Source organism: Aphanothece microscopica RSMan92 (assembly GCF_046613545.2).
Taxonomy (GTDB): Bacteria; Cyanobacteriota; Cyanobacteriia; order PCC-6307; family Cyanobiaceae; genus NIES-981.
The window spans coordinates 1-3418 of record NZ_JBKKKY020000124.1 but is presented as its reverse complement, the minus strand read 5'-3'; the positions used below and the strand labels follow the sequence as shown (position 1 = coordinate 3418).

The window sequence follows — 3418 nt, the reverse complement described above, 5'->3', positions numbered from 1 at the left end:
CCGGTCCACATCGATCGCCGCCACACTCCAGCCGGAAGGGAGCAGATCGGTGTTGCGGCCACCCCGTTCGCCCACACTGAGGACACCGGCGTTGCCGCCGTATTCGACGATGGCCTGGGAAGCCCCAGCGGACCGGATCACCCCGCTGAAGCGGAAGGCGGCCGGAAGATTGAGGCGTGGGCGGGTCGTCCCTGCGGCCGCGACCGGCACGAAGGGCGCGAAGGGATCATCACGGCCCATCCGGAACCCGGCCAGCACCTCATTCGCTGAGGGCAGCAGAGTCAGGCCGGTGCTCTCCGGCTTGGTGGGTGGGGGCGGAACCGGCGCGGGGGCCGCCACGGGGCGGGGCGCCGCCGCCTTGGGATCGGCCTTGGGATCGGGCTCGCCCGGGCCGCAGCCGGTCACGGCCAGGGCCAGGAGCAGGGCTCCCAGGAGCTTGTCAGCTCTGACGTTGTTCAACCAGGTCTCGGAAGCGGTCAAGGTTGGCCTGCAACTCCTTGGTCACGATGCCCCCCAGGATGCTGGGTTCCATCAACGGTGCCAAGACCCCCGGCAATTCATAGCTGACCGAGAGCTTCACCGCCGTGGTGCCGTCGGCCTGGGGATAGAAGCGCACACCGCCGCGGGTGGGCAGCCCCCCCACCGACTCCCAGTGCAGTTGCTGGGCCTCCACCCGCTGGGTGATACGCGCCTTCCAGTGGAAGCGGAAGCCCTGCGCAGCAAGGGTCCAGTCGGTGAGATCGGGGTTGCCCGGCTCGGTCACCACCGATTCGATCCAGCGCATCCAGCGGGGCATCGCTTCCAGGTCACTCCAGACCGCCCAGACCTCGTCGACCGGAGCGGCGATCTGGGTGGTGACGCTGTGCTCGAGCCAACGGCCCATGGGTTCTCCTGCTGTTGGCCTAGGGGCCTGGCTGGCCTGGGGGATCCTGTCGACTGGGCCAGGCTGTGGCTGCCAGGCGGTGGCGGCCAGGCTGTGGCGCTGGCGCCTTCAGGGCCGTGAGTGGCCGGTGGCGGCGTTGGCCGCCAGATGGACAGGACGGTCCAGCATGGCGGCGGCCGCCAGATGGCCACTCATCGTGGCACCTTCCATGGAGTCGATGTAGTCCTGCCGGGTGTAGCTGCCGGCAAGAAAGAAGTTGCTCACGGGCGTGCGCTGGCTGGGGCGATAGGGCTCCATGCCCGGTGCTTCGCGGTAGAGGGACTGGGCCAGCTTGACGACATGGCTCCACACCAGCCTGAGGTTGCGGGCCGAGGGGAACAGGCGGCGCACCTGCTCATCGGTGGCCGCCACGATCGCCTCGGTCTTCTTCGGGATCCAGGGATCGCCAGGGGTGAGCACGCACTGCAGCAGCGAGCCGAGTCCCTCCTTGCGGTAGTCGACCGGGCTGGCCAGGGCCAGATCGGCGAAGCAGCTGAAGTCGGCGTCGGCGGTGTAGAGCAGGTTGTCGAGGCCGGCGGGCCGGCTCAGATCGGCGCGGGCGGCCTGGGCGGCCGCAGAGTCGCCCAGTTCGGTCACCCAGCCGTCGTAGCGCAGCTGCACCGTGGCCACCGGAACGGCCTCCAGCTTGTAGAGGTTGTCGAACAGGGCCCAGCGGCGCCAGGCCGCCGGGATCATCCGCTGGATGCCGGGCACGTCGCAGGCGGCCAGGTAGGCATCGGCCTGCACCTGGATGTCGCCCTCGGGGGTGCCGAGCTTCAGGCCGCTCACCCGGGTGGCGGGCTGGCCATCGGCGGCGGCCGGGCCCTCCTCGTACTGCACCTCGGTGACGCGGTGGCGCAGGTGCAGCCTGCCGCCGCGCTGCTCGATGTAGGCGAGGATCGGGCCGGTGAGCCAGCGGTGCGGCGATCCCTTGAGCAGGTTGAGCTTGGAGGCTTCGGTCTTGGACGCGAACATCATGAAGATGGTCAGCATGCAGCGGGCCGAGATGGCCTCACAGTCGATGAAGCCGAGGGCATAGGCGATCGGGTTCCACATCCGCCGGATGCTCTGCTCGCTGCCCCCGTGGCTGACGAACCACTGCCGGAAGCTGAGGCGATCGAGGTCGCGGATCACCTGCATCGCCCCCTCGTAATCGATCAGGCCACGCACGATCGGGCTGGTGCCCAGGGCCAGGGCGTTGCGCAGCTTGTCGATCCAGTCGAGCTGGGGGGTGGTGAAGAAGGCCTTGAGGCCGTTGAAGGGGGCGCCGATCGGGAAGCGGAAATCCAGCTCGCGCAGGTCACCGCCCGTGTTCACGAACAGATGGGTGTGGTCCTTGGGCAGGAGGTTCTCGATCGCCCCCACCTTGCGCAGCAGGGCGAAGAGGTTGGCGTAGTTGAAGAAGAACACGTGCAGCCCCATCTCGATGTGGTTGCCGCCCTCATCCACCCAGCTGCCCACCTTGCCGCCCAGGAACGGCCTGGCCTCGTAGAGATCGACGCGATGGCCGGAATCGACGAGATCCACCGCCGCCGCCAGACCGGCCAGACCCGCACCGACGATGGCGACCTGCACCCTGCTTGCTCCCATGGCTGTGCGTCCGACTCTATGGATGCGACACCTCCGCCTGGAGGTCCATAGAGTTGGCGCAGCCCACCTGGCCGACGCGATGAGCACGGGAACCGCAACCGCACCTGCCACCTTCACCGCCCGGGATGGCAAGGGCATCCTGATCACCGAACCGGCGATGCGACAGCTGGCCGCCCTGATCGTTCAGCAGGGGGAGGGCAAGGTCCTGCGGGTGGGGGTGCGATCCGGCGGCTGCAGCGGCATGAGCTACACGATGGACTTCATCTCCCCGGACGGCATCCGCCCGGACGATGAGCAGTACACCTACGAGCCCGAGGGAGCGCCCAGTTTCCAGGTGGTCTGCGATCCCAAGAGCCTGCTGTACATCTACGGCATGCAGCTCGATTTCTCCAGCGCCCTGATCGGTGGCGGGTTCAATTTCACCAACCCGAATGCCAGCCAGACCTGCGGTTGCGGGAGTTCCTTCGCGGTCTGAAGCACCGCCATCGGATCCGCCACGGAGCCGCGTCCTGGCCGCTGCCTGCCGCGCTCTGCCGGTGGCATGGGAATCTGTAGGCCCGTGACCGTGCGCCCACCCGCCATGTCGGCCAGTTCCACCGGGGACGCCCCGGAGACTTCCCCACCGGAGACCTCCCTGTTCGATGCCGCCATCGGCCGGTACAGCGCAGGGGCTGACCCGGCGGATCTGCTGGCCGATTTCGAGGCGATCACCGCCCAGGCCCCGCGCCAGTCCGCAGGTTGGACCTGCCTGGCATGGCTGCAGCTGCTCACCGACCAGCCCCAGGAGGCCCTGCGGTCGGCCCGAACGGCGGTGCGGCTGAACCCCCAGGATCCCCAGGCACGCATCAACCTGAGCCTGGCGATGCTCGAGACCGGGGCGAAGGGCGTCCGGGAGCACATCGAGAT

5 protein-coding genes are annotated in these 3418 nt (G+C 68.6%); 2 read left to right on the top strand and 3 right to left on the bottom strand.

What is annotated here, in order from left to right:
* From ACLD7X_RS16190 to zds, 3 genes are all read right to left on the bottom strand, one after another.
* Positions 1–480 (bottom strand): hypothetical protein (locus ACLD7X_RS16190; RefSeq protein WP_411424710.1); only part of this gene is annotated, 480 nt, incomplete at its 3' end.
* The gene (locus tag ACLD7X_RS16185) at positions 440–883 is read right to left on the bottom strand and encodes an SRPBCC family protein (protein ID WP_411424709.1); all 444 of its coding nucleotides are present in this window, start codon (positions 881–883) and stop codon (positions 440–442) included. The genes ACLD7X_RS16185 and ACLD7X_RS16190, both read right to left, overlap by 41 nt.
* Positions 884–991: 108 nt before the next feature.
* Positions 992–2497 (bottom strand): 9,9'-di-cis-zeta-carotene desaturase, encoded by a 1506-nt coding sequence (zds, locus tag ACLD7X_RS16180; RefSeq protein ID WP_411424708.1) that lies wholly within the window; start codon positions 2495–2497, stop codon positions 992–994.
* A 94-nt stretch (positions 2498–2591) separates the two neighbouring features.
* Here zds and ACLD7X_RS16175 point away from each other — a divergent pair, with 94 nt between their 5' ends.
* Complete coding sequence (locus tag ACLD7X_RS16175; RefSeq protein ID WP_411424707.1) at positions 2592–2987, top strand: iron-sulfur cluster assembly accessory protein; 396 nt, start codon at positions 2592–2594, stop codon at positions 2985–2987.
* Between the two features lie 105 nt (positions 2988–3092).
* Positions 3093–3418 (top strand): hypothetical protein (locus ACLD7X_RS16170; protein WP_425625374.1); only part of this gene is annotated, 326 nt, incomplete at its 3' end.

What these genes read in the sequence shown, in the direction of transcription:
- ACLD7X_RS16185 (WP_411424709.1), bottom strand. Translation starts at nt 883, where the DNA reads ATGGGCCGTTGGCTCGAGCACAGCGTCACCACCCAGATCGCCGCTCCG.
- ACLD7X_RS16175 (WP_411424707.1), top strand. Translation starts at nt 2,592, where the DNA reads ATGAGCACGGGAACCGCAACCGCACCTGCCACCTTCACCGCCCGGGAT.